At 70.7% G+C, this 22,182-nt stretch carries 23 protein-coding genes, 1 pseudogene and 1 riboswitch; of the genes and pseudogenes, 14 read left to right on the top strand and 10 right to left on the bottom strand.

The features are described from left to right. The first annotated feature begins 14 nt into the window (after nucleotides 1-14). Both AB0435_RS21695 and AB0435_RS21690 read left to right on the top strand, forming a co-directional pair. Complete coding sequence (locus AB0435_RS21695; RefSeq protein WP_366427733.1) at nucleotides 15-749, top strand: NAD(P)H-binding protein; 735 nt, start codon at nucleotides 15-17, stop codon at nucleotides 747-749. Nucleotides 750-792: 43 nt separating this feature from the next. Beyond that, the gene (locus tag AB0435_RS21690) at nucleotides 793-1,260 is read left to right on the top strand and encodes a flavodoxin family protein (RefSeq protein ID WP_366003147.1); all 468 of its coding nucleotides are present in this window, start codon (nucleotides 793-795) and stop codon (nucleotides 1,258-1,260) included. 127 nt (nucleotides 1,261-1,387) lie between these two features. Here AB0435_RS21690 and AB0435_RS21685 read toward each other — a convergent pair whose 3' ends face one another. The 3 genes and pseudogenes from AB0435_RS21685 to AB0435_RS21675 all read right to left on the bottom strand — a co-directional run. Then, the gene (locus AB0435_RS21685; RefSeq protein ID WP_366003146.1) at nucleotides 1,388-1,885 is read right to left on the bottom strand and encodes a hypothetical protein; all 498 of its coding nucleotides are present in this window, start codon (nucleotides 1,883-1,885) and stop codon (nucleotides 1,388-1,390) included. 22 nt (nucleotides 1,886-1,907) lie between these two features. Continuing rightward, entirely contained in the window at nucleotides 1,908-2,648 is a 741-nt protein-coding gene (locus AB0435_RS21680) for a glycosyltransferase (protein WP_366427732.1), read from the bottom strand. Next, a pseudogene (locus tag AB0435_RS21675) lies at nucleotides 2,645-3,343 on the bottom strand (DUF6065 family protein); the annotation flags it as partial. The gene AB0435_RS21680 and the pseudogene AB0435_RS21675, both read right to left, overlap by 4 nt. Before the next feature lie 742 nt (nucleotides 3,344-4,085). On the opposite strand from AB0435_RS21675, the gene AB0435_RS21670 reads away from it, so the two are divergent. From AB0435_RS21670 to AB0435_RS21660, 3 genes are all read left to right on the top strand, one after another. Continuing rightward, nucleotides 4,086-5,030, top strand: a complete 945-nt coding sequence (locus AB0435_RS21670; protein ID WP_366003144.1) for a polymorphic toxin-type HINT domain-containing protein — start codon at nucleotides 4,086-4,088, stop codon at nucleotides 5,028-5,030. Between the two features lie 74 nt (nucleotides 5,031-5,104). Next, nucleotides 5,105-6,412: a hypothetical protein gene (locus tag AB0435_RS21665; RefSeq protein ID WP_366003143.1), complete on the top strand. Its 1,308-nt coding sequence runs from the start codon at nucleotides 5,105-5,107 to the stop codon at nucleotides 6,410-6,412. Continuing rightward, nucleotides 6,409-7,098, top strand: coding sequence for a hypothetical protein (locus AB0435_RS21660; RefSeq protein ID WP_366003142.1), 690 nt, complete (start codon nucleotides 6,409-6,411; stop codon nucleotides 7,096-7,098). The genes AB0435_RS21665 and AB0435_RS21660 overlap by 4 nt, the downstream gene beginning before the upstream one ends. 222 nt (nucleotides 7,099-7,320) lie before the next feature. Here the strand turns inward: AB0435_RS21660 and AB0435_RS21655 are convergent, their stop codons facing one another. Then, a complete protein-coding gene (locus AB0435_RS21655; protein ID WP_366003141.1) occupies nucleotides 7,321-7,548 on the bottom strand; it encodes a hypothetical protein in 228 nt (75 codons plus the stop codon). Then, nucleotides 7,545-7,931, bottom strand: coding sequence for a DUF6415 family natural product biosynthesis protein (locus tag AB0435_RS21650; protein ID WP_366427731.1), 387 nt, complete (start codon nucleotides 7,929-7,931; stop codon nucleotides 7,545-7,547). The genes AB0435_RS21655 and AB0435_RS21650 overlap by 4 nt, the downstream gene beginning before the upstream one ends. 253 nt (nucleotides 7,932-8,184) lie before the next feature. On the opposite strand from AB0435_RS21650, the gene AB0435_RS21645 reads away from it, so the two are divergent. From AB0435_RS21645 to AB0435_RS21635, 3 genes are all read left to right on the top strand, one after another. Then, nucleotides 8,185-8,997, top strand: coding sequence for a helix-turn-helix transcriptional regulator (locus AB0435_RS21645; protein WP_366003139.1), 813 nt, complete (start codon nucleotides 8,185-8,187; stop codon nucleotides 8,995-8,997). Then, complete coding sequence (locus AB0435_RS21640) at nucleotides 8,967-9,182, top strand: DUF397 domain-containing protein (RefSeq protein WP_366003138.1); 216 nt, start codon at nucleotides 8,967-8,969, stop codon at nucleotides 9,180-9,182. Before AB0435_RS21645 ends, AB0435_RS21640 begins: the two co-directional genes overlap by 31 nt. Before the next feature lie 147 nt (nucleotides 9,183-9,329). Further along, nucleotides 9,330-9,926: a hypothetical protein gene (locus AB0435_RS21635; protein WP_366003137.1), complete on the top strand. Its 597-nt coding sequence runs from the start codon at nucleotides 9,330-9,332 to the stop codon at nucleotides 9,924-9,926. Nucleotides 9,927-10,014: 88 nt separating this feature from the next. Here AB0435_RS21635 and AB0435_RS21630 read toward each other — a convergent pair whose 3' ends face one another. Further along, nucleotides 10,015-10,419 carry an acyl-CoA thioesterase gene (locus AB0435_RS21630; protein ID WP_366003185.1) on the bottom strand — a complete coding sequence of 135 codons (405 nt, stop codon included), beginning with the start codon at nucleotides 10,417-10,419 and terminating at the stop codon, nucleotides 10,015-10,017. Nucleotides 10,420-10,488: 69 nt separating this feature from the next. Further along, nucleotides 10,489-12,807, bottom strand: coding sequence for a 5-methyltetrahydropteroyltriglutamate--homocysteine S-methyltransferase (gene metE / locus AB0435_RS21625; protein ID WP_366427730.1), 2,319 nt, complete (start codon nucleotides 12,805-12,807; stop codon nucleotides 10,489-10,491). Nucleotides 12,808-12,844: 37 nt separating this feature from the next. Beyond that, nucleotides 12,845-13,068, bottom strand: a riboswitch (cobalamin riboswitch). A gap of 37 nt (nucleotides 13,069-13,105) precedes the next feature. Here metE and AB0435_RS21620 point away from each other — a divergent pair. Beyond that, on the top strand, nucleotides 13,106-13,846 hold the full coding sequence (locus tag AB0435_RS21620) for a helical backbone metal receptor (RefSeq protein ID WP_366427729.1): 741 nt from the start codon (nucleotides 13,106-13,108) through the stop codon (nucleotides 13,844-13,846). Here the strand turns inward: AB0435_RS21620 and AB0435_RS21615 are convergent. Next, nucleotides 13,773-14,930 carry a TDT family transporter gene (locus tag AB0435_RS21615; RefSeq protein WP_366427728.1) on the bottom strand — a complete coding sequence of 386 codons (1,158 nt, stop codon included), beginning with the start codon at nucleotides 14,928-14,930 and terminating at the stop codon, nucleotides 13,773-13,775. The two genes, AB0435_RS21620 and AB0435_RS21615, sit on opposite strands and share 74 nt — an antisense overlap. Nucleotides 14,931-15,000: 70 nt before the next feature. On the opposite strand from AB0435_RS21615, the gene AB0435_RS21610 reads away from it, so the two are divergent. Then, nucleotides 15,001-15,945, top strand: a complete 945-nt coding sequence (locus AB0435_RS21610) for a LysR family transcriptional regulator (RefSeq protein ID WP_366427727.1) — start codon at nucleotides 15,001-15,003, stop codon at nucleotides 15,943-15,945. A gap of 266 nt (nucleotides 15,946-16,211) precedes the next feature. Then, nucleotides 16,212-16,400 (top strand): hypothetical protein, encoded by a 189-nt coding sequence (locus tag AB0435_RS21605; RefSeq protein WP_366003131.1) that lies wholly within the window; start codon nucleotides 16,212-16,214, stop codon nucleotides 16,398-16,400. A gap of 61 nt (nucleotides 16,401-16,461) precedes the next feature. Here AB0435_RS21605 and AB0435_RS21600 read toward each other — a convergent pair whose 3' ends face one another. Further along, on the bottom strand, nucleotides 16,462-18,270 hold the full coding sequence (locus AB0435_RS21600) for an ABC transporter permease/substrate binding protein (protein WP_366427726.1): 1,809 nt from the start codon (nucleotides 18,268-18,270) through the stop codon (nucleotides 16,462-16,464). Beyond that, a complete protein-coding gene (locus tag AB0435_RS21595) occupies nucleotides 18,263-19,366 on the bottom strand; it encodes a glycine betaine/L-proline ABC transporter ATP-binding protein (protein WP_366427725.1) in 1,104 nt (367 codons plus the stop codon). Before AB0435_RS21595 ends, AB0435_RS21600 begins: the two co-directional genes overlap by 8 nt. 244 nt (nucleotides 19,367-19,610) lie before the next feature. Between AB0435_RS21595 and AB0435_RS21590 the strand changes: the two genes are divergently transcribed. The 3 genes from AB0435_RS21590 to AB0435_RS21580 all read left to right on the top strand — a co-directional run. After that, nucleotides 19,611-20,534 carry a 5'-3' exonuclease gene (locus AB0435_RS21590; protein ID WP_366427747.1) on the top strand — a complete coding sequence of 308 codons (924 nt, stop codon included), beginning with the start codon at nucleotides 19,611-19,613 and terminating at the stop codon, nucleotides 20,532-20,534. A 70-nt stretch (nucleotides 20,535-20,604) separates the two neighbouring features. Then, entirely contained in the window at nucleotides 20,605-21,450 is an 846-nt protein-coding gene (locus tag AB0435_RS21585; RefSeq protein ID WP_366003128.1) for a siderophore-interacting protein, read from the top strand. Between the two features lie 110 nt (nucleotides 21,451-21,560). After that, a partial coding sequence (locus AB0435_RS21580; protein WP_366427724.1) for a hypothetical protein occupies nucleotides 21,561-22,182 on the top strand: 622 nt, incomplete at its 3' end.

Here is a 22,182-nt window from a genome sequence, read left to right as displayed (position 1 = left end):
GGGCTGATGCGGAAGTGACCACGATCCTGGTGACCGGCGGCACCGGAACGCTCGGCCGGCTCGTCACCGAGCGGCTGCGCGGCGAGGGGAACGAGGTGCGGGTGCTGAGCCGGCACGCGGAGCCGTACGCCGTGGATCTGCGGGAGGGCGGGCCCGTGCTCGACGGGGCCGTGGCGGACGTGGACGTCATCGTGCACTGCGCGTCGACGCCGCGCGGCGGTGACGAGCGGGCGGCGCGGAACCTGATCGGGGCCGCGCGCCGGGCGGGCGTCCCGCACCTCGTCCACATCTCGATCGTCGGCGTGGACCGGGTGCCCTTCGGCTATTACAAGTCCAAGCACGCGGTGGAGAAGCTGATCGAGGAGTCGGGGCTCGGCTGGACGCTGCTGCGCACCACGCAGTTCCACGATCTCGTCCGCACGGTCCTGCGGTCCTCGGCGAAGCTGCCGGTGATGCTGCTCCCGGCCGGCGTCGCCGTCCAGCCGATCGAGGTGGCCGAAGTGGCCGACCGTCTGGCCGAGTTGGCGCTGCGGCCTCCGGCGGGGCGGGTGGCCGACATGGGCGGACCCGAGGTCCATACGTCCCCGGACCTGGCCCGCATGTATCTGCGGGCGGCCGGCAGGCGCCGACCGGTGCTGAGTGTGCCGCTCGCAGGCAGGACGTACCGGACGTTTCGGGCGGGCGGCCATCTCGTGCCCGAACAAGCGGTGGGGAAGCGGACATTCGAGGAGCACTTGGGAACGCGTTGACGGACACCGCACGGAAATCGAGAAAATAAAAAGGAGCGTCATCATGAAAGCCACCATCGTGTGCACCTCTGTGTCCCACGGCAACACGAAGAGGGTTGCCGACGTCATGGGCCAGGCCCTGGAGGCCCCCGTCGTCGGTCCCGACCAGGTCGACAAGGCAGAGCTCTCCACCTACGACCTTGTGGGATTCGGCTCGGGGATCTTCTTGGGGTCCTTCCATCCACAACTGCGCGAGTTCGTCCAGTCGCTCCCGGAGGAGCGACGGGGCAAGGCGTTCGTGTTCGCCACCAGCGGCCTTCCCGAAGCGCGCTTCCAGCGCTTCTCCCGCCCCCTGGTGCGACTTCTCGAGCAGAAGGGCTTCGAGGTGGTCGGCACCTTCTCGTGTCGCGCGTTCGACACCTATCTTCCGTTCAAGCTCGTCGGCGGCATCAAGAAGGGACGGCCGAACGCCACCGATCTGGAGTCGGCTCACATGTTTGCCGAAGGGCTGCGAACCCGGGTATCCCGGTGAGGCGGCGGGCATCGCCGGGTCACCGGCCATGGGGTTGCCCAACACCGGGTTGCCGGGCGGCAGGTCGTACCCGAGCGGGGTGAGAGCGTGCCGCACCCGCCGCCCCTCGCGCCCGGCCCCGCGGGCATCAGCCCGGTGCGGGGCACCCGCCGAGCCAGGGCGCGGCGGCGGCCAGGGCCGCCGGTTCCCCCCGCCCGATCGGGCCGAACGCCCCGCGCCGCACGGCGACGGCGGCTACCGGCAGGGGCCGGATGCGCCGGCTGACGGTCCGTAGCGGGTCCACGGCCCGGCGGAGGTGTTCCGCGGCTCCCGGTGCGCACAGGGCGGCGGCGTCGAGGACGAGGACGCGGTCGAGTCCTCTGGTGGCGGCGTCCGTCACGATCTGCCGGAGCGCCGTCTCCCGGTCGTTCCCCGTGGCGGCGGGCGCGAGCCATTCCGCGAGCCAGCCGGTGTCGAGGCCGTCGAGGACCCGCCGGGCGTCCTCCCAGGTCTCCCGGGAGCCGTCGGCGAGCAGGCAGACGACGGCGTCGAAGTGGGCGAGGGGGCTGTCGAGTTGCCTGCGCGCCCGGTCGAGCACGTCCCGCGTGTGGTCGTCGCCGACCAGGCCGCGCAGGTGTTCCGTCAAACCGTCGGCGGCGAGGCCGAGTTCATGGTGGCCGATGAGGTAGTTGCGTACGCGTTCGAGCAGGGTGAGGGGGAAGGTCGGCCCCTGTGGCCCGGGTGAAGCGGTGCGGCCAGCGGACGCCCGGGTGGCACAGCACGCGGCCGCCGCCGCGCCGGACCTTCTCGTGGAGGTAGCCCTCCTCCCCGCCGTGGGCGCGGAAGCGCGGGTTGATGCCCGGCCAGGCGTCGGTGCGGCAGGCGAACAGGCCGAGGCCCTGCATGCCCACCTCGAACGGCTTCCCCCGGGGGTCGGCGCCCCGCGGGTCGGTGCGCCACACGCCGAACATGCCGTCGCCCCATTCGGGGTCCAGGTGAGTGGACGGCGGTTCGCGGCCGTCGTCGAGACCATCGGCGATCATGGGCCCTTGGAGCAGGTCGCGGCTGTCCGGGCGCTGCTCGAAGTGGTCGAGCACCGCGCGTACGGCCCCCGGGGCGAGCAGGACGTGGGAGTCCAGGCACAGGGTGACGGGCGACCGCGACACCCGGAAGACGAGGTCCCGGACGGCGGTGCTCGCGTACTGCCCGAAGGGCAGGTAGCGGTAGCCCGGTATGCGGTCGGCGAGGGCGCGCAGCGCGGGTGCGACCGGCCCGGACGGGTTGTTGTCCACCACGACGAACTGCGCGTCGGCCAGTTCCGGGGCGTGGGAGAGCCGGAGCGCCTGGAGCGTGAAGTACACGCCGTCGTAGTCGTCGTAGGTCGCCATGCCCACGGTGATCCGGCTCATGACGCGCTCCCTTCGTCGGCGGGTTCCACCACGGGGTCTTCGGCGAAGTCGCGCAGCCGCAGGGTCCGTTGGTGGTCGGGGAAGGCCCGGGTCGCGGCCGGGTGCGTACCGCGCATGTAGTGGCGCTGCCACCCGTCCGCGGCGGACGGTTCGCCCGCCACGAAGGCCTGGGCGAAGCCGATGCGGCTCTCGTGCCAGGCCCGGTGGTCGTCGGCGTCCGGCATGCGGGCGAGCGGGGCGCGCCGGGGGCGGATGCTCTCCAGGTCCCCGCGCCGCTGGGGTACGAGCATGAGAGCGGGTTCGCCCGCCGCGAAGGTGATGTCGGCGCCGGGCCGGGTGAGCTTCCAGTTCATGGTGAACGTGGCGACGGCCCAGTCGGCCTCCACCAGCCCTTCGAGCGGGTGCGCCCCGTCCTTGGGAGCGTTGGCGGGACCGCGGACGAGCAGGTTCCAGCCGGGCGGGGTCCGGATCAGATAGGGGATGTGGAAGGTCAGGATGCCGTGGCCGAAGTGGCTCATCGCCGGGGCGGGGGCGTCCTCGTCGGCGTAGCGGACGGTCAGGTCCTCCGTCGCGTCCCCGCCGTTCCAGCGCACGGTGAAGGTGCTGTTGTTGAGGATCCACCAGCCGTTCTGGTTGGCGACGCGCAGGGGGAGGCAGCGGTAGGTGTGGCGGAGGGCGGCCCGGTCCAGCCAGTCCCGCTGGGCGGGGGGCGAGGGCGGGGACGATGAGCATGTCCGGGGTGTCCGGCAGGCGGCAGGCGGCCATGGCGGGTTCGGGGTGTTCTGCGGAGCTCAACGCGCCCTTTCCGGTGGGGTGGTGAAGGTTCGCGGCCGGCGCCCACCCCGCGTCCGCGGAGTGGGCGCCGTCGGTGCCGGGTCAGATGACGACGATGCTCCCGGTGCCGGTGGCGAAAGCGGGCGATCCCCCGCCTCACCCAGAACCGGGGGCACGGGTGGGAAGCACCCGTCGGAACGCGGAAGTTCCCACCAGTGGTTGTGAAGTGTGTCACTTCACGGTCACCGCGGAGTGATACCGGAGGTACGGGCACCCCGTTCCGCCTCACAGAAACTTCACAAGCGGTGCTTGGGATGCATGCCCGATCAACACATTCCGGAACGCTCGCGTTCACGGTGGGACAGCGCAAACGCACCCGCCGGAGCCTCGAAATTTTTCCCTGTCCCCTGCACGGTTCCCGTGGCTAGGGTGATCCCCGTGTTGGGCGGACCTTGACCTGTTCCGTCATCGATTCTGCCAGCCAACTGGCATCCGGGAGAACACCGTTACCCACGGAGAGGAGTTGCATCGTCACGCCGCCGTACCGGCCGCTTACGCCCACCGACGCGGCCTGTGCCGTGCGCCGCTGCCCCCCACCCAGGACCACACCCCTCTCTTCGACCGGGCCTCGGCCCTACCCCTTAGCGAAGAAGGGACGCCCTCTTGCCCCGCAGACCTGGGTTGTTGAACCCCAGATCACGAAGATCCGCGATACTCGCCCCCGTCATCACATCCGTCGCCGCCCTGGCCGTCCTCAGCAGTCTGGCTGTCCAACCTGGTCTGCTGGACCTCGGACGCATCGGTGACCAGGTGCTGGCCACCGACCCCGAGTCCGGACGGCTTCGGGCCGAGGCGGTATCGGACACGTTCCAGCACGACACCGAGCATCTGGTGGATATCTCCGTGACCGGCGGTCTGCTGACCAGCACGACCGGGCACCGGTTCTTCGTCGTCGACCACGGCTGGACCACGGTCTCCGACCTGCGCGCGGGAGACCGGTTGCGCGCCCCGGACGGAACAGTGCAGACCGTGACCGCCTTGCGTGACCGAGTTGGCCTGGCACCCCGTAAGGTGTTCGACCTCACCGTCGATGGACTGCACACGTTCTATGTCCACCCGCAGGGTGAGCAGTCGCCGGGGGTGTTGGTCCATAACTGCACCAACATCATCGGCGACGAAGGTATCCAAGGGGCGCATACCCTGGGAGAGCACGTTCGCCCGAGCGACGCCGCGATGTACGACAAAGCCCAGATCGACGGCATCGCGGGGAAATGGACTGATCAGGCGACAGCCGCTCGCGCCGTCGACCAGGGGTTCCAACAGTGGGTCAAGGACCCGCGCAATGCGGACCGGCTGGCAACGTGGAAGCGTAAGCAGTCCATGAACAAGGGTGGTTTCAATGCGAAGACGGACACCCTCGCGTTCGAATGGGAACTCAGGGACGAGGGATCACTCGGGCGTGTGTGGAGAGCGAATGGCGACCGTGCGGGGGAACCAGCGAGCAACAAGGTTCGCATCGTGCTGAGGTACGTGCCGAAATCCGCCAACCCACCCCACAAGCCGAGCAACTTCGTCGTCTTCACCTCCTACCCGCTCCCGAAGCAGTAGCCATGTGACCGAGTATCAGTAGGCGCGGGCACCCCTCACAACGAGGGGTGCCCGCGCCGGGCAGGAGGTTGGTGATGACACAGCCGCGCGAGGTGTACTACGTCGGCTACGGGGCCGATTTCGGGCTCAGCGGCCTTGCCGGGGAGTTGTGTTCCCGCACGCATCGTCGCATCGATCAGAGGGTGCTGCTCGCCCTCGCCGAGGCGGCTGCGGAGGACGAAGACGACCAGCTCGGTAAGGACGTACGGCTGCTGCTGGATTCCCCGCTCGCGGAAGAGACGATCCACGCCGTGTGGCTGGCCGCTGTGCGACGGTGCCTCGACCCGGTCGAGGGCGGCATGGACATGCGCGCGTGGCTGGCCCACGTCTCGGACGTATGCCCGCCACGGACACGAGAGCTGGATCCGGTCGAGGCGAAAGCCCTGGACGAGGTGCGACCGGTGGTGGTGGAGAAAGAGCTGCGCGAGATCGTGGCGGCGGAGATCGACCAGGCCGCGGTCGGACTGGAACGCGCCGTCGCGGTACCGGGCATCGTTCCGGCGTTGCGGCAGGTCGTGGACCGGGTGGACGCCGACCTCGGTTTCCGCATGTTCCTGCGCGCCGCGAAGACGTATTCCGTGCCGATGGGGAAGAACCAGTATGACCGGCTGCTGGCGATCGGTGGCCAGTTGGCCTACCCGGCAGCTGCCGTCTATGAAGACCTGCATGTGCGGTGGCCGCCCATTGACCCGAGCCGGCGCGACTTCACATTCGGCCGCTTCGGTCTGCCGATGCTCGCGGCTGTGTTCCATGGGCCAGGATGGCGGTACGCAGGCACCGTGCGGGACAACATCCAGAGCATCGCCCATTGCGATCTCGGATACGGTCCAGGCTCGTTTGCGGCCGTGCTGCTGGAGGACGTCCAGCGGCTGCTGGACTCCGCGCTGTCTGATGCCTCGGTCATCGCGTTGTGGCGTGCCGCATCAGGGCGGTGGAACTACATCGACGAGTTCGACGCCGACGGACGGGCATGGCTCGAGCAGATTGCCCAGGTGTGCAAGGAGCACCTGAAGGATGTCGACCCCCTCTACACGCCCACCGTGTCGCCTGCCCGGATCGAGCTGGCGGAGACGGTCCTGCGGGAGGTCCACCAGGGTGCCCCGCAATTGACGCCCAAGACCCTGAGCGTCGACGCCGCCGTGGTTCAGCGCCTGGTGACGGCACTGGAGGACGTAGTCACTGCCGTCGACCCCGACTTGGGCTTCCGCCTCCTCCTTCAGATTCTCCTCATGTGCGACGCCCCCATCACCGAAACCCAGCGCACCCGCTACGAGACGATCAGTGAACGGTTCGGCTACAGCAAGGATTACGTCGGGGAACAGTTGCCCTCCTGCCCGGCATGAACCACCAGGACGAACCCCGTCGTCTCCTCGTGCGCGCACGAGGAGACCGGTCGCCCCTGTACACGTCAGATGCGGGGTCCTACGCGGACCCTGACGGCTTCACCATCGGTGTCCCGGTCGACGATCCCGGCCTGGGTCTTCCTGGAGACCTGGCATACAGCCTGATCTCCTGGTCCACGACCCGCCCGCCGGAGGGCTTTACCTCCCGGCCCCCACTTCGCAAACACGTCAAGAAGGGCCTGGAGCTCGCCCAGACTCTGGCGAAGCACCTGGGACCCACGTGGGTCGTGCGCTACTGGGACGAGCGGCACGGCTCAGCGAAGTTCGTGTGCTGGGGATGTCAGCGCCTGCACTGGACCCTCGACGCACACGGTAGTCCACCTCATCCCCTCCACATCGTCGTCGAGGGCGAGTACAAGTGGGGTCCACTCCGTGCCGAAGGGTTCGGCGATTTCATGCCGGACGATCCGGCTGCCGCTCTCGGGCTCTCCGACGACCTGGTCGACGACTTGTACAAGTGGTCGGCGGACTTCAACGCCAACGTGGACCTGTACGTGCAGGAGCGTGACGAGGACAGGGATGACGCCAGGCGGCGGGTGCTGGACCAGCAGGGTCAGGAACTGACCGAACGAGTCGCTCGCGAACTGGCCCCGGGCAGGTCCGTGAGGTACGGAGGGCTTGCTTAGCAGTTCCTGTTGAACGAGCCGTCGTTCGGGCCCTCTCCGCCTCCCACTGGGGAGGGAGGAGAGGGCCCACTCTGGTCGGCGGCGCGAACCCAGTCGTCGATCATGAAGCCGTTCATGGTCGTCTCTCGCCTTCCTCGGCTTTGGAAGTGGATATCCATCGACGTAGGGCTTGGGTCCAGACCACCTTCTGAGTCGTTGAGCGGTGACAGCCCGAAGATCAGCTCAGCGCACCACTGCCCGCACTGTGTGGACCTCGGTGTAGTGGAGGGCGTGGCGGGCGTTCACGGCCTTCAACTCGTCGAGGTCGTCCGCGAACAGGGCCCACCAGCCTTCAGCGTCCAGGCGCCGGCATTCCCCGCACGGGGGCTCCTGCGGGCGCGGGGTGGTGCAGGGCGGGCCGCCGGTGTGGGGCAGCGGGACGACGGTGGGCCAGGAGCGCGGGGCGTTCATGACGCGATCTCCCCCATGTGGCCCCGGAGTTCCCGCGCCACCAGGGCCAGAGCCCGGGCGTAGTCGAAAGCGGACCGGAGCCCACTGCCGGGCCCGAGCTCGCTCACCCGGTGGAGCCCTTCCGCGGCGCTGCTCTCGGCGGCGGCGCAACGCGGGTCGTCGGCGGACAGGGCGCCGGCCGCGTCCCGTACGCCCTGGGCCGTCTTCTTGATGTAAGCGCGGAGGACGACCGTGCACGAGGACACCCTGCCCATGGGCGGAGAGATATGGGAGGGCGCGTCCAGGATCGCCCTGATCGCCCACTCGATGCCGTCGTCGCCTTCGGCTCGCGGTGGGTTCGTGGATCCTGCGGCGGTGACGGCGGTACCGGGCCAGACGGGCATGGCGGGACGATCTCCTTCGGGCTGAGCGCATGGGCCGGAACCGGGCCCTACGATGTGTGCGGAGCCGCACGACGGGCATCACCGAATTGATTCGAACACAGCGTCAAACCAACGGAGTTGGGCGAACGGTTCCGGTTCCAAGTATCCGCCCGGCGGCCTACGCTCGGGGCTGTCAAGGCTTCCCGCTTCAGAGATTCAAATGGGGGTTGCACCCATGCCCGCGCCCAAGCGACTCGACCCGTCACAGTCCCGCATGGCCCGGCTCGGAGCAGCGATCCGCTGCCTACGGGAGTCCAAGGACTGGTCCCAGGCCGAGCTGGGGCGGGCCGTCTCGATGTCGAACACGGCGATTTCGAAGTTCGAGACAGGGAGCACCTTCCCCGTCCGGCAGGTCGCGGAGGCACTCGACCGGGCCCTCGATGCGGAGGGAAAGCTGTTCGAGATCTGGGACCAGCTCAACGACGACCCTGCGGCGAGATGGGTTCAGAAGTACTTCGCCCACGAGTCGAAGGCGACCGAGATCCACCACCTCGCCAATACTCTGCCAGCCCTGCTGCAAGCAGATGGGTACATCAGAACCATCCTCCAGTGCAGCATGGCCCACTACGGCGGAGACCTCGACGAGAAGGTAGCGTTCCGCCAACGCAGGCGGGCCATCCTCGACCGCCCTGATCCGCCGTCTTTCAGGGCGGTCATCGCCCAGTCGGCATTCGACTGCATCATCGGCGATGCCGTCATCATGCGAGGCCAGCTTCTACACATGCTCGACATGCTGACGCGCACGAATATCGAACTGAGAGTCATTCCGTTCGCCACCAACGGACTGAGCCGCGATCTCGGCCTGACTCAGATCATGACGTTCAAGGGTGGCCGCAAGGTTGTCTATCGGCCCGGACCGACCGAAGAGGGCATCTACATCACCAATCCGATAGAGGTCGCCCAGTACTCGGCCTTGTACGATCACATTTGGCGGGAGGCCCTACCCCAACATGAGTCAATTGCCCTGATTCGCAAAACACTTGAGGAGAAATATCCGTGCGTACCATCCGGCCTGACCTGTCCATAGCCGTGTGGCGCAAGAGCAGCCGCAGCCTCACCGAGAACAACTGCGTCGAAGTCGCCGACCGCCAATTCCCCGGCACCGTCCCGATACGCGACAGCAAGAACCCCGACGGCCCCGCCATAACCCCGACCACCACCGCGTGGTCCACTTTCGTCACGGCCGTCGCCAACGGCGACCTCCCCGCCTGACCGAGCCGACCAGGCTCAGGGCCGCATGGCACGGCGCACGGCGCGCGGCGCGCGCCCGCATGGCCAGATCGGGCATATGCACGCCGCGGTTGACGCCCTACCTTGGCTCATTGGTTCCCGCGCACGCGCCGAGCGAGAGGTGAAGACGTGTACGCCTACCATCTGGTCTACGACATCCCCAGCACCCATCCCAAGGCGTTCCGGGTACTGGTCGCCTACAAGAACGTGTTCGGATCCCGCTTCGGCGGCAAGCCGACTCCGCGCACGGTGCTGAACGGGGCCGGGCAGCTCGTCATCCCCGGAGGCTCCGTCACGGCGAACGACGTGATCACCGGAGGGCGGATCGAGTTCTTCGAAGAGACCGGGATCGATCTCAGGCAAGCAGTTGTGCGCCAGCAGATGAAGTGTGTCGGGGACGCGTGGTACCGCGTCCTGGATCAGCAGTACGGCGCGTACTGCGTCTACCAGCGCGTGCAGGACGCGGAGTTCGTCGAGAGCGCCTGTAACAGGAACATCCAGGGGCAGGTTCCGCAGGACGAGGAACTCCACCTCACGCAGGTCTACGACGCCTCCGGCGTGAGCAAGCTCTTCGGCCCCATCCCGCTGGCCGACCTCACCAGTGGCTGGCGTGGCGCCCAGTACAACCAGCTCGACGCCAAGAACAAGGAGCTGGCCAGGAAGAAATCGCAGGACTCGGGAAGCTGGTACGTGACGGCAGTCCAGCAGTTGGAGACCGCCCCTTAGCTCCACCGAGAGCGCCCGGCGCACAGCGCGCCCCGCCGGACCCCGCCGCTCTCCCTCAAGAGCGGCGGGGAGTCACACACCGGCATACCTACACGCGGAGCCGCGCCGCCGCCACCTCCTCGTACCGCCGCCGCTCCTCCGGCGATTCCGGGCAGAGCCCCGGAACCACCCGCGGCGCGCCGTCCGCGTCGATCGCCACGAACGTCAGCCGGGCGGTGGCCACTTGGGCCGTGGGGCCGGAGGAGTTCCAGCGTTCGGCCGTGACGTCCACGCCCACGGCCATGGACGTGCGGCCCGCCCACTCCACGCGTGCCCGTACGGAGAGCAGGTCCCCGGCGCGTACCGGGGCGAGGAAGGACATGCCGTCCACGGAGACGGTGACGGCGGGGCAGCCCGCGTGGCGGCCCGCCGCGGCGGCCGCGGCGTCGTCGACCAGGCGCATGACGGCGCCGCCGTGCACCGTGCCGTACAGATTGGTGTCGTGCTCGCTCATGATGTGGGCGAGGGTGACGGACGAGTCGGCCGGGGCCTTGGCGATGGGTGGTGCTTCCACGGTGGCTCCTCAGCCCGAGTGCGGCGGCAGGGTCGCACGGATCTGTCGGGCCGCGGTGACCAGGTTCTCCAGGGCCGGTCCCGATTCCTCGGGTGCGCGGGTCTTGAGGCCGCAGTCGGGGTTCACCCACAGCCGTTCCGCCGGTACGGCCCGCAGCGCGTGTCGCAGGAGCGCGGAGACCTCCTCGACGGAGGGGACGCGCGGCGAGTGGATGTCGTACACCCCCGGGCCCGCCTCGCGCGGATAGCCCGCGGCCGCGAGTTCGTCCGCGACGGCCATCCGTGAGCGCGCCGCTTCGAGGCTGATGACGTCCGCGTCCAGGGCCTCGATCCCGGCGAGGATCTCGCCGAACTCGGCGTAGCACATGTGCGTGTGGATCTGGGTGTCGGCGCGGACGCCGCTCGTCGCGAGGCGGAACGCCTCGGTGGCCCAGTCGAGATAGCCGGGCCGGGCGGCGGCCCGCAGAGGCAGGAGTTCGCGCAGGGCGGGCTCGTCCACCTGGATCACGGCGGTGCCCGCCGCCTCCAGGTCGGCGACCTCGTCGCGCAGCGCGAGGGCCACCTGGCGGGCGGTCTCGGCGAGCGGCTGGTCGTCGCGGACGAAGGACCAGGACAGCATGGTGACGGGGCCGGTGAGCATGCCCTTCACGGGGCGCCGGGTCACCGACTGGGCGTAGCGGGTCCATTCGACGGTCATGGGCGCGGGGCGCGAGACGTCGCCGGCGAGGATCGGCGGCCGGACGTAGCGCGTGCCGTAGGACTGCACCCAGCCGTGCCGGGTGGCGAGGTAGCCGTTCAGCCGCTCGGCGAAGTGCTGGACCATGTCGTTGCGTTCGGGCTCGCCGTGCACCAGCACGTCGAGTCCGGCCTTCTCCTGGAAGGCGATCACCTCGCGGATCTCGGTGGCGATCCGCTCCCGGTACTCCTCGGTGGTCAGCTTCCCGGCGCGCAGGTCGGCCCGCGCGCGGCGGAGTTCCGCGGTCTGCGGGAAGGAGCCGATGGTGGTCGTGGGCAGCGGCGGGAGGTCCAGGCGGGCGCGCTGGGCGGCGGCCCGTTCCGCGTACGGCTGGGGGCGGCGGGTGTCCTCGGCGGTGACGGCCGCGCAGCGGTCCCGTACGGCCGCGTCGCGGGTCAGGGCGGAGCCCGCTCGGGCCATGAGGGCGGCGCGGTTGGCGGCGAGCTGGGGCGCCACCGCCTCGCGGCCCTCGCTCAGCGCCCGCGCGAGGGTGGCGACTTCGGCCGTCTTCTGGCGGGCGAAGGACAGCCAGCGGGCGATCTGCGGGTCGAGGTCGCGTTCGGCGGCGACGTCGAGCGGCACGTGCAGCAGGGAGCAGGACGGCGCGACGTCGAGCCGGTCCACCAGGCCGAGCAGGGTGGCCAGGGTGGAGAGGGCCCGCTCCAGGTCGGCGGCCCAGACGTTGCGGCCGTCGACGACGCCCGCGATCAGCCGCTTGCCGGGGAGGCCGCCGAGCGCGGCGAGGGCGTCGAGGTCGGCGGCCGCGGGGCCGGTGAAGTCCATCGCGAGGCCCTCGACCGGGGCCTGGGCGAGCACGGGCAGGGCGTCGCCGAGCCGGTCGAAGCAGGAGGCCACCAGCAGTTGGGGGCGGTCCGTGGCCGCGCCGAGCTCGCGGTAGGCGCGGGCGGTGGCGTTCAGTACGGAGCGGGGCCGGTCCTGCACGAGCGCGGGCTCGTCCAGCTGCACCCACTCCGCTCCGGCCGCCCGCAGGTCGGCGAGCAGCGAGGCGTAGACGGGCAGCAGCCGGTCCAGGAGGGTCAGCGGCTCGAAGTCCGCACCGGCCCCGGGCGCGGGCTTGGCCAGCAGCAGGAAGCTGACGGGGCCCAGCAGTACGGGCCGGGCCGTGAAGCCCGCCTCGCGCGCCTCACGGAATTCGCCGACCTGCTTGCGGGAGTCCGGCGTGAATTCCGCGTCGGGCCCCAATTCGGGGACGAGGTAGTGGTAGTTGGTGTCGAACCATTTCGTCATCTCCAGCGGTGGCGTGTCCGCCGTGCCGCGGGCCATGGCGAAATAGACGTCCAGCTCGGTCGTGGCCGCCGCCCGGTGCCGCTCGGGCACCGCGCCGACCGCCCAGGCGGTGTCCAGCACATGGTCGTAGAACGAGAAGTCACCCGTGGGCACCTCGGTGATGCCCGCCTCGCGCAGCTCCTCGCGGGCCGCCGCGCGCAGCGCGGCCGCGGTCCCCAGGAGTTGATCCGCGTCCAGGCGGCCGGCCCAATAGCCCTCGATGGCTTTCTTCAGCTCACGGCCCGGGCCTTGCCTCGGGTAGCCGTGCAGCGTGGGATTCACACGTGCGACATGCGTCTGCTTCACGGAACTCTCCTCCGGAGTTCGTGCGGTCCGTACCCCGTGCGGGCATACGGGCAGTGGCAGGTCTTCGGACTCGCGGGCACGCCCCGGTCCCTCGTCGAAGGGCCGGTCACCTACTGGCGGTCGCTTCCCGGACGGCGTCCAGTGCGTATGACCGCTTTCGTTCCCACTCACCGCTGCGGGGCAGTTCCGGATTCGCACCGGATTCCCTCTTGCGACGCTCCCGACTGGCGGACGGGGCGAACCAGCTGCACCGGCCAGCATAGTCATAGGAGTTGCCGCCCGGGCGTACTCTGTGATCATGGCCATTCGTACTGCCGTACGGCGCGTGGTGTCCCTCGTCCCCTCGCTCACCGAGGCCGTGGCCGTCACCGCGCCCGGCCTGCTCGTCGGTGCCACCGACTGGTGCGACCACCCCGCCGGGCTCGACGTCGTGCGGATCGGTGGCACCAAGAACCCCGACGTGGCCCGGATCGCCGCCCTCGCGCCCGACCTCGTCCTCGCCAACGAGGAGGAGAACCGCGCCCCCGACCTGGTCGCGCTGCGTGCGGCGGGCCTGCGGGTGCTGGTCACCGAAGTGCGCACCCTCGAGCAGGCGTTCGGGGAGCTGGAGCGGGTGCTGGTGGAGGGGTGCGGGCTGGAGCGGCCCGGGTGGCTGGCGGAGGCCGAGGACGCGTGGCGGGAGGTCCGGCCCGCGGGCCCGGCCGTACGGGCGGTGGTGCCGGTGTGGCGGCGGCCGTGGATGGTGCTGGGCCGGGACACCTTCGCGGGGGACGTCCTCGCCCGGCTCGGTGTCGCCCATGTGTACGCGGGGCACGCGGAGCGCTATCCCCGCGTGCCCCTCGGTGAGTTGACTTCATGCGGCGCCGAGCTGGCGGTCCTGCCGGACGAGCCGTACCGCTTCACCGCCGACGACGGCCCGGAGGCGTTCCCCGGGCTGCCGTGCGCGCTCGTCAGCGGGCGTCATCTCACGTGGTACGGGCCGTCGTTGACACGGGCGCCGAGGGTGCTGGGCGAGGCGCTGCGAGCAGCTTTCCGCTGACCAGGCCGCGCAGGGTGCACACGGCGGTGACCAGCCAGGCCGCGACGAGCAGCGCGTACAGCCCGTAGGCCAGGCCGTTGAAGGCGTGCAGACCGGTGTGGCGGGCGAGCGCGGCGGCGCCGGTGACGCAGGTGCCGATGGGGAAGGTGAAGGCCCACCAGGTCATCGCGAAGCCCATGCCGCGCCGGAAGGCCCGGACCACCATGGCGGTGGCCAGTGCCAGCCACAGCAGCGCGAAGCCCATCACGGGGGTGCCGTAGAGCACGCCGAAGGCGGTCATGGCCTGGGCGTAGGAGGTGGCGGCGGTGCCTTGCGCGGCGTCGGCGACGTTGTTGACGGCGGTGGTCGACTGCCCGAGCGGGCCGAGGACGAGGAAGAGGGCGGGGGTCAGCGCCAGGGGCAGCGCGCCGTGGTGGATCAGCCGGGCGAAGACCATCGGCAGGATGAGCAGCGTGGCCAGCAGGCTCATGCCGAACAGGGCGTAGCAGCCGAGCAGCATGGCCTCCTGCCACTGGCCGTGCGGCAGGTGCGGCACCAGCGCCGGGCCCGTCGCGGCGGACACCATCGGCGCGACGATCGGGAGCAGCCAGGCGGGCGAGGCGCCGTCCACCGCGATCCTGTGCCGGGTGACCATCAGGTACGGGATGCCCGCGGCCGCCGCGAGGCCGATCACCGTGCCCGCCGGCCAGAGGACGGCGTCGACGGCGACGGCCGCGTCCTTGCCGATGAGGTCCGAGCCCACGGCGAGCGTGACGCTGCCGACGGACAGCAGGGCCATGGCCAGGCAGCCGTAGAACGGCGCGACCATCGGGTCGGCGAGGTGGCGCCGGGCCTGGTCGGGGTGGCGCAGCCAGTGCGCGGCGCGGGCGGTCAGCAGGGTGAGCAGCCCGAGGGCGGCCAGCGCCCACACCACCTCGTACGCGCCGCGCAGCCCGGGCGCCCGCAGCGGGAGGGCGCTGCCGGCGCCCGCGACGATGGCGGTGCCCATCACGGCGGCGTACCAGTTCGGGCCGAGGTGGCGGACACCCGGCCGCGGGTCGTGACGCGTGAGAGGGGTGGGGCTGGGATGGACGAGCGTGGTCATGCCTCCACGATCACCCATTGCACTCCGTGCAACCAGAGGCCATCGGTCTATGAGGGCATAAGCTGGGTTTATGAGCGACGGGTTTACGAGCGGCGGGTTCACGAGCGATACGAGCAGCCCTCTCTCGCACCGGGTGCCCGATCTCGGGGCGCTGGAGCTCCTTCTCGCCGTGGCCCGGCTGGGCAGCCTGGGCCGGGCGGCGAAGGAACTGGGCATCACGCAGCCGGCCGCCAGCAGCCGGATCCGCAGCATGGAGCGACAGCTCGGCGTGGCCCTGGTCGAACGGTCGCCGCGCGGCTCGCGGCTCACCGACGCGGGAGCGCTCGTCACCGACTGGGCCGGGCGGGTCGTCGAGGCCGCCGAGGCGTTCGACGCGGGGACGCGGGCGCTGCGCGGGCGCCGGGACTCGCGGCTGCGGGTCGCCGCGAGCATGACCATCGCCGAGTACCTGCTGCCGGGCTGGCTCATCGCCCTGCACCGGCAGCTGCCCGGCACGGCCGTCTCGCTGCTCGCCGGGAACTCCGCCGCCGTCGCCGAGCGGCTGCGCGCCGGTGAGGCCGACCTCGGCTTCGTCGAGGGCCTCGACCTGCCGGCCGACCTCGACGGCGCGGTCGTCGGCCACGACCGGCTCGTCGTCGTGACCGCCCCCTCCCACCCGTGGGCCCGCCGCCGCGCTCCCCTGCCGCCCTCCGAACTCGCGGCCACCCCCCTGATCCTCCGCGAACGCGGCTCGGGGACGCGGCAGGTGCTGGACGCCGCGCTCGCTTCGCACGGAGGTCCCGCCGTCCCCTTGCTCGAACTGTCCTCGACGACGGCGGTGAAGGCGGCGGTCGTGAGCGGCGCGGGCCCTTCCGTCCTGAGCGAGCTCGCGGTCGGTGAGGAGCTCGCGTCCCGGCGGCTCGTGGAGGTGCCGGTGGGGGTGGTGCGTCTGCGGCGTGATCTGCGGGCGGTGTGGCCGGTGGGGCATTTGCCGGCGGGGCCGGCGCGGGAGCTTCTGTCTTTGACGCGGAGTTGAGACGGCGGGTGGGCGTCGGGTGAGTGCGGCGCCGTTGCCGCCTGCGGCGCTTTGTTCCCCTGCCCCGCCCCTTCCCGAAACTGGGGCTCCGCCCCAGACCCCGCAACACGGCTACGCCGCGTTGTCCTCAAACGCCGGACAGGCTGGATGGTACGGGCCACGCGGTCCGCATGGCGCACACGCCCCGTCCGGGTGACCCCGCGCATGGGAAGGCCCCCGCAGGGCATGATCGCGGCGCCCAACTTCCCTATTCGAAGGGTCGGTTCATGCGTCGTATCGCCACCGTCGTCCTCGGGGTCGCCGCCTTCTTCGGCATTCTCACCGTGCCTGCCAGTGCCCATGAGGGCAGCAACTTCACGCTGGTGACGCTGGGGAAGGTGAACGCCAACGCGGCCAGCGCGGACCAGTGGCACTCGCCCGCCCCGCCCGGGAAGAACGGCCTCATCGCACTGTGAACGCAACGGCAGGGGCCGGTCGTCCAAGTGGACGACCGGCCCCTGCCGTTGAGCTGAGGATCTACTTCGCCGGTACCGGCGCCAGCTTGTCCTCCATGCCCGGGTGGGCGTCGAGCCAGCTGCGGGCCGACGCCTTCTCGTGGCCCTTGCCGCCGTCCTTGATCGCGACCTCCAGGCCGGCTAGCTCCTTCTCCGACATCTTGAAGTTCTTCAGCCACTCCGCGACCTGCGGGAAGTCCTTGCCGAAGTCCTTCTTGGCGACGCTGTGGAGCTGCTCGCCCTTGCCCCAGGCGCCCTGCGGGTCCTTGAGCTTCTTGAGGTCGTACTTCCCGTAGGCCCAGTGCGGGGTCCACAGGGTCGTGACGATCGGCTCCTTCTTCTTGACCGCCCGGTCCAGCTCGGCGAGCATCGTGGCGGTCGAGGAGGAGACCACCTTGTACTCACCGTCGAGGCCGTACTCCTTGAGCACCTTGTCGTTGAGGGTGCCCATCATCCCGGCGCTGGACTCGATGCCGATGATCTTCCCGCCGAACTGCGCGCCCTTGCCCTTGAGGTCGGCGAGCGAGTCGATGCCCTTGACGTAGGACGGCACGGAGAGCTCCAGCGACGTCGGCCCGTACCAGGAGCCGAGGTCGGTGAGCTGGTTCGCGTAGCGGTCCCAGTACTGCTTGTGCGTCGTGGGCAGCCAGGAGTCGAACTGCACGTCCATCTGGCCCTGGGCGAGCGCGGTGTAGAGCGGGCCGGGGTCGAGCTGCTTGACGTCCGGCTTGTAGCCCCGGTCCTCCAGGATGTTCTGCCAGAGGTAGGTGGTGGCCACCGCCTCGTCCCAGGGGAAGTAGCCGAGCTTGATCTGCTTGCCGTCGCCGACGTTCTTGCCGGCGGCCACGTGCTGCTTGCCGTCGCCGCTCCCGGCGAGGTTCATGCCGCCCGCGACGAGCGCGAGGACGACGACGCCGACGGTGGCCACGGCCGTGCCGGGGCGGTAGCGCAGGAACGAGGCGCCCCGCGCCGTCGCCGCCGCCTTGGCCACGGCCCGGCGGCCCAGCGGGGAGACCCGCTGGTTGAGGGCGCCGGTCATGCGGTCCAGGTAGATGGCGAGGATGACGACCGCGAGGCCGCTCTCCACACCGCCGCCGATGTCGACCTGGGTGACCGCCGCGTACACGGCCTCGCCGAGGCCGCCCGCGCCCGCCATGCCGGAGATGACGACCATGGACAGCGCCAGCATGATGACCTGGTTGATGCCCGCCATGATCGTGGGCAGGGCGAGGGGCAGCTGGACCCGGGTGAGGGTGTCGCGCGGCGTGGTACCGAACGCCTTGGCCGCCTCGACCAGTTCACCGTCGACCTGGCGTATGCCGAGCTCGGTCATCCGCACGCCGGGCGGCATCGAGAAGACCACGGTCGCGATCAGGCCGGGGATGGGCCCGATCGAGAAGAACATCACGCTGGGGATCAGATAGACGAAGCCGGGCATCGTCTGCATGACGTCCAGGACCGGGCGCAGCACACCGCTCACGGTCCGGCTGCGCGCGGCCCATATGCCCAGTGGCACGGCGATCACCAGGGTGATCAGGCTCGCGACGAGGACGAGGGACAGCGTCGACATCGCCCGGTCCCACAGGCCGAAGGAGTCGACGAGCGCGAGACCGGCGAAGGTGAGGACGGCGGGCAGGAGACCGCGCAGCCACCAGGCGATCACGGCGAGGATGCCCGCCATGATCAGCGGGTGCGGGCCGCCGAGCACCGTGCCGACCCCGTCGTACGCCCCGGTCAGCACGGTGTTGATGGCGTCGAAGAGCCAGCTGAGGTGGGTCTGGAGCCAGCTGACGGCGGACTCGACCCAGTTGCCGAAGTGGATCCTAGGCACGGGCGGTCACCTCCGCCTTCGGCTCGGCCGCCGCGGGGGCGGCGGCCTGCTGCGGGACGACCTTCGGCTCGTCGCCGAGGGCCGACAGGAGACGGTCGCGGGTGACCACGCCGACCAGCTCGCCCCGCTCGTCGGTGACGGCGACGGGCAGGTCGCTGTGCGAGAAGGGGGCGAACAGCTCGTGCACGGGGGTCTCGGCGCTGACCGTGGCGGGCGCGGCGGCGATGACCTCCCGCGCGCTGCCCGGGGCCGTGGACTCGGCCATGATCGACCCGGCGGTGAGGACCCGGGAGCGGTCGACGTCCTGGATGAAGGACGCGACGTAGTCGTTGGCGGGCCGGACGAGGATGTCCTCGGCCGTGCCGTTCTGCACGATCCGGCCGTCGCGCATGACGGCGATCCGGTCGCCCAGGCGCATGGCCTCGTTGAGGTCGTGGGTGATGAAGACGATGGTCTTCTTCAGCCGCGTCTGGAGGTCCAGCAGCTGGTCCTGCATGTCGCGGCGGATCAGCGGGTCGAGGGCGCTGAAGGACTCGTCCATCAGCAGCAGGTCGGCGTCGGTGGCCAGCGCGCGGGCGAGGCCCACGCGCTGCTGCATGCCGCCGGACAGCTCGTCGGGCCAGGAGGTCTCCCAGCCCTTGAGGCCCGCGAGCTCCAGGGCCTCCGCGGCCCGCTCCTCGCGCTCCTCGCGGGGCACGCCCTGCACCTCCAGGCCGTATGCGGCGTTCTCCAGCACGCTGCGGTGCGGGAAGAGCGCGAAGTGCTGGAAGACCATGCTGATGCTGCGGGAGCGGACCTCGCGCAGCTCGCGGGGGGACAGCGCGGTCAGGTCCTGACCGTCGTAGAGGACACGTCCGGCGGTCGGTTCCAGCAGGCCGTTCAGCATGCGCAGCAGCGTGGACTTGCCGGATCCGGAGAGACCCATCACCACGAAGATCTGGCCGGCCTCCACCTCGAAGGAGGCGTCGATGACCGCCGCGGTGGTGCCGTCGGCGCGCAGCTCGTCACGGCTCGCGCCGCCTTCGAGCCGCTGGACGGCCGCTTCGGGTCGTTTGCCGAACACTTTGTACAAGTGCTCGGCGTGAAGCCTGGACACATACACCTCTCGGGTCGAACTCAGGAACGTCCCGGCTCCCCCCGTGCGGGCCGGGACGTGGAGCGGTGCGGTATCGGTCCGCATGCCCGCCGCGCCTTGCGTGGCGGCGAGATCCGCTCCGGTGCCGCGCCTGCCCCCGATCAATCCGGGCAAACGGAACAGTGATCCAGTTCACATCCGCGGCCGGAGGTGACCAAGGAGTGTCAGTGGGATGCGGCATCATCGACCCGTGACGCGACGCCTGATGCTCCTCGACACCGCTTCCCTGTATTTCCGCGCCTATTTCGGCGTGCCGGATTCCGTGCGGGCCCCGGACGGCACCCCGGTGAACGCGGTGCGCGGCCTGCTCGACTTCATCGCCCGGCTGGTCCAGGACCACCACCCCGACGACCTCGTGGCCTGCATGGACTTCGACTGGCGGCCGCAGTGGCGGGTCGACCTGATCCCGTCCTACAAAGCGCACCGGGTCGCGGAGGAGGTCGAGGGCGGGCAGGCCGCCGGATATGTCGAGGAGACCCCGGACACCCTCTCCCCGCAGGTGCCGGTGATCGAGAGCGTGCTGGACGCGGTGGGCATCGCCCGGATCGGCGCCGCGGGCTACGAGGCGGACGACGTGATCGGCACCCTCGCGGGCCCGGCGTCCGGCCCGGTGGACATCGTCACCGGCGACCGTGACCTCTATCAGCTGGTGGACGACCGGCGCGGGGTGCGGGTGCTGTATCCGCTCAAGGGCGTCGGCACCCTCCAGATCGTGGACGAGGCGCTGCTGCGGGAGAAGTACGGGGTGGACGGCGCGGGCTACGCCGATCTGGCCCTGCTGCGGGGCGACCCCAGCGACGGCCTGCCGGGGGTGCCGGGCATCGGGGAGAAGACGGCGGCGAAGCTGCTGGCCGCCCATGGCGACCTGGCCGGGATCATGGCCGCGGCCGACGATCCGGCCGCCAAGCTCACCCCGACGCAGCGCAAGCGGCTGCTGGAGGCCCGCCCGTATCTGGCGGTGGCGCCGAAGGTCGTGCGCGTCGCGTCGGACGTCCCGCTGGCCCCCTTCGACGCGGCCCTGCCCGGCGAGCCGCGTGACCCGATGGCGCTGGAGGCACTGGCCGAGCAGTGGGGGCTGGGCGGTTCGCTCCAGCGGCTTCTGACGGTGCTCGCGGACCGGCCCTGCTAAGTTAGGTGTGCCTTACTTAGGAGGATGCCCGTCTCGTGCGTCCTCGTCAGCGCGTACAGGGGAGACCGCAATGGCAGACCGTCCCGTCCGGAAGAAGCCGCAGCTCACTCGCGCGCACGTGGTGCGCACCGAGCGGCTGACGCCGCACATGGTGCGGGTGGTCCTGGGCGGCGAGGGCCTCGCGGACTTCGGGGCCGGTGAGCACACCGACCACTACGTCAAGCTGCTCTTCCCGGTGCCCGGTGTCACCTACCCGGAGCCGTTCGACATGGAGGCCGTCCGCCGCGACCTGCCGCGCGAGGAGTGGCCCAGCACGCGGACGTACACCGTGCGCGCCTTCGACCGCGAGCGGCGCGAGCTGGTGATCGACTTCGTCGTCCACGGCGACGAGGGTCTCGCCGGCCCCTGGGCGGCCTCCGTCCAGCCCGGTGCGGAGATCCACTTCCAGGGCCCCGGTGGCGCCTACTCCCCCGACCCGGCCGCCGACTGGCACCTCCTGGCGGGCGACGAGAGCGCCCTGCCGGCGATCGCCGCCTCCCTGGAGCGGGTCCCCGCCGGGGTGCCGGTGCACGCTTTCGTCGAGGTCGCGGACGCGTCGGAGGAGCAGCGCCTGGACCTGCCCGAGGGCGTCGAGGTCACCTGGCTGCACCGCGACGGCGCACCGGTGGGCGAGGCACTGGTCAAGGCGGTGTGCTCGCTCGACTTCCCGCCCGGGGACGTCCACGCCTTCGTCCACGGCGAGGCGGGCTTCGTGAAGGAGCTCCGGCGCTTCCTGCGGGTCGAGCGCGAGGTGCCGCGCGAGCGGCTTTCGATATCGGGTTACTGGCGCCGCGGCCACAACGAGGACGGCTGGCAGGCGTCCAAGCGGGAGTGGAACCAGCAGGTGGAGGTGGAGCAGGAGGGCGCGACCGCTTAGGCCGCGACTTCTTGGGCGCGGCTTCTTGGGCGCGGCTTCTTGGGCCGCGGTCGGGCCGGATCGACGGCCTGGGCCCTGGCGGGGCCTACCGCCATCGATATCCTCGCCGCATGAAGACCCCCGCCCGTATGACCTTCACGAGCGCGGCCGCCGCCGCGCTCGTTCTCATAGCCGCCCCCGGCGCCTTCGCCGACCCGTCCTGGACGGTCACCGGCCAGCAGCCCACGCAGCGGGGGCGCGAGGCCACGTTCACCGTGACGGTGCAGGACGGGACCCTCGACGACAACAACGGCTATGTGACGCTGGAATCCCCGGCCTTCGCCAAGGCGATCAAGATCAAGACGAAGCGGTTCCGGGAGGGCAGGGACGACCGGCGCTACGCCATGGCCTCGGCCGTCGTCCTCTGCGACATCACGCCCGGCACGTACCCGGTCGCCCTCAAGGACCACGGCGAGGGCAAGGCCGTACGGACCGTCGACCTGACCGTGGTGCCGGAGATGGACCCCGGCAACCGCGACTTCTGCGCCGGGCCCAAGAGTTACGACGACGCCGTCGACAAGACGAGCGAGGCCGCGCTGCAGGAGGACGAGGACTCCTCGTCGTCCGGCATGAGCACGGGGACGCTTGTCGCTGTGAGCCACGCACACCCCGCCGCCCTCCGGCCGCGCGCCGTGCCCGGCACCGGCGCGCGCCCGGGCCTCGTCCACCCCGGGTGCCAGCCACACCTCGGCA

It is taken from the genome of Streptomyces sp. NPDC051173 (assembly GCF_040689515.1).
In the GTDB taxonomy this organism is placed as follows: Bacteria; Actinomycetota; Actinomycetes; order Streptomycetales; family Streptomycetaceae; genus Streptomyces.
Note: the sequence above shows the minus strand (reverse complement) of the source record. Positions and strands in the feature narration are given on the sequence as shown.